1 rRNA gene (running past one end of the window) is annotated in these 2,708 nt (G+C 64.6%); it reads right to left on the bottom strand.

What is annotated here, in order from left to right:
- Window positions 1-23: 23 nt before the first annotated feature.
- Window positions 24-2,708, bottom strand: a 23S ribosomal RNA gene (locus DWZ22_RS09985); it runs 351 nt beyond the window's last position.

Raw genomic sequence — 2,708 nt, 5'->3', positions numbered from 1 at the left:
GTCCCGCGGGCCGCGAGGTGCGGTTCCGGAAGAGCTCGGGCGATTAGTGCGGCTCGGCTGAGGGCGTCGCCGCCCTTGCACCTGCCGTCTATCGACCAGGTAGTCTACCTGGGCCCTTACCGGAAGGAGAACTAATCCCTGGAACGGCTTCCCGCTTAGATGCCTTCAGCGGTTATCCGCGCCGCACGCGGCTACCCGGCCGTGCCGTTGGTCGACAACCGGTTCACCGGAGGTGCGTCCACCCCGGTCCTCTCGTACTGGGGGCAGCCTCCATCGATTCTCCTGCGCCCACGGAGGATAGGGACCGAACTGTCTCACGACGTTCTGAACCCAGCTCGCGTACCGCTTTAAACGGCGAACAGCCGTACCCTTGGGACCTGCTCCAGCCCCAGGATGCGATGAGCCGACATCGAGGTGCCAAACCTTGCCGTCGATGTGGACTCTTGGGCAAGATCAGCCTGTTATCCCCGGAGTACCTTTTATCCGTTGAGCGACGGCCCACCCACTCGGGGCCGCCGGATCACTAGAGCCTGCTTTCGCACCTGCTCGGCTCGTGGGCCTCGCAGTCAAGCCCGCTTGTACTCTTGCATTCAAAAGGACGGTTGCCGACCGTCCCGAGCGGACCTTCGCGCGCCTCCGTTACCCTTTAGGAGGCGACCGCCCCAGTCAAACTGCCCGCCTGGCACGGTCCCCGAGCCGGGTGACGGCCTCGGGTTAGGACGCCGGTCGCGCGAGGGCAGTATTCCAAGGGCGGCTCCCCGGGGGCTGGCGCCTCCGGATCGATGCCTCCTGCCTATCCTCTACACGCGGGACCAGCGGCCAATGCCAAGCTGCAGTGAAGGTTCACGGGGTCTTTCCGTCCTTCCGCGGGTAAGTCGCATCTTCACGACCAGTGCAATTTCACCGGGTCCATGGTCGAGACAGCGCCCAAGTCGTTGCGCCTTTCGTGCAGGTCGGAACTTACCCGACAAGGAATTTCGCTACCTTAGGACCGTTATAGTTACGGCCGCCGTTTACCGGGGCTTGGCTTCGGGGCTTCGCGCGATGCGCTAACTCCTCCGCGTGACCTTCCGGCACCGGGCAGGCGTCAGACCCTATACGTCGCCTTGCGGCTTCTGCAGAGTCCTGTGTTTTTGGTAAACAGTCGCTTGGGCCTCTCCACTGCGGCCCGCCTCCGCTCCCGGAGCAAGTCCGTTCACGTACGCGCGGGCACCCCTTCTCCCGAAGTTACGGGGCCATTGTGCCGAGTTCCTTGACCATGGTTGACCCGATCGCCTCGGTATGTTCTACCCACCCACCTGTGTCGGTTTGCGGTACGGGCGCGCACGCGCCTGCCTAGGGGTTTTTCTAGGGACCTCGGGCTCACTCGCTTCGCTTAAGTGCTTCGTCCGGAGCCTCGCCCTCGTGCGGACCGGATTTCCCTGGTCCGCGGGCCGCGCTCCATCACGGGGACGTCCAGAACCCCGCCGAGCCACCCCCATCCGTCGCCCCGTCGGTCGTAGCGCCGCGTGCGCGGTGCAGGAATGTCTGCCTGCTGCGCGTCGGCTACGCCTCCCGGCCTCGCCTTAGCCCCCGACTGACCCTGGGAGGATTAGCCTTGCCCAGGAAACCTCGGGTTCACGGCGGACGAGTTACTCTCTCGTCTCTCGCTACTCATGCCAGCATTCTCACTCCCATGCGCTCCACCGCCGGTCGCCCGGCGGCTTCCCCGCCCATGGGAAGCTCCCCTACCGATTCTAATGAATTAAAATCCCGCCGCTTCGGTGTCCAGCTTAGCCCCGTGTATTGTCGGCGCATGTCCACTCGACCAGTGAGCTGTTACGCACTCTTTGAATGCATGGCTGCTTCTAAGCCAACATCCTGGTTGTCTGGGCGGACGCACATCCTTTGCCACTCGGCTGGAACTTGGGGACCTTAGCGGGCGGTCCGGGCTGTTTCCCTCTCGAGCACACAGCTTAGCCCACATGCTCTGACTGCCGCGCTCTGGGCCGCCGGCATTCGGAGTTCGGTTGGATTCGGTAGGCGGCGAAGCCCCCTCGTCCATCCGGTGCTCTACCTCCGGCGGTGAACGCGCGACGCTAGCCCTAAAGCTATTTCGGGGAGAACGAGATATCTCCGGGTTTGATTGGCCTTTCACCCCTATCCGCAGGTCATCGCCGCCGTTTTCAACCGACGTGCGTTCGGCCCTCCACGGGGTCTTACCCCCGCTTCAGCCTGCCCACGGATAGCTCACCCGGCTTCGCGTCCGCGGCGCGGGACTCAAGTCGCCCTGTTAAGGCTCGCTTTCGCTTCGGCTCCCTTCCGGTTAACCTCGCCCCGCGCCAGCGACTCGCTGGCTCATTCTACAAAAGGCACGCCGTCACAACTAAAAGTTGCTCCGACTGCTCGTGGGCGCACGGTTTCAGGTACTGTTTCACTCCCCTCCCGGGGTGCTTTTCACCTTTCCCTCACGGTACTGGTGCGCTATCGGTCACAGGGTAGTACTCAGGCTTGGATGGTGGTCCACCCAGGTTCGGACCGGGTTTCACGTGCCCGGCCCTACTCAGGGACCGCGTCGCGCCGTCCGGTCTGGGTTCGCGTACGGGGCTGTCACCCGCTGCGGCCGGCCCTCCCATGCCGTTCCGCTCCCCAGCCGGACCTGCGCCCGGGGGCGGCAGCCCCCGGATGCGCGGCCCTGCAACCCCGCCGGCGGAACCCCTGCCGGGTAT

Origin of the sequence: Collinsella sp. AF31-11 (assembly GCF_003475605.1) — a bacterium.
In the GTDB taxonomy this organism is placed as follows: Bacteria; Actinomycetota; Coriobacteriia; order Coriobacteriales; family Coriobacteriaceae; genus Collinsella.
The sequence above is the reverse complement of the archived record's forward strand: the minus strand, read 5'-3'. Positions and strand labels throughout refer to the sequence as shown.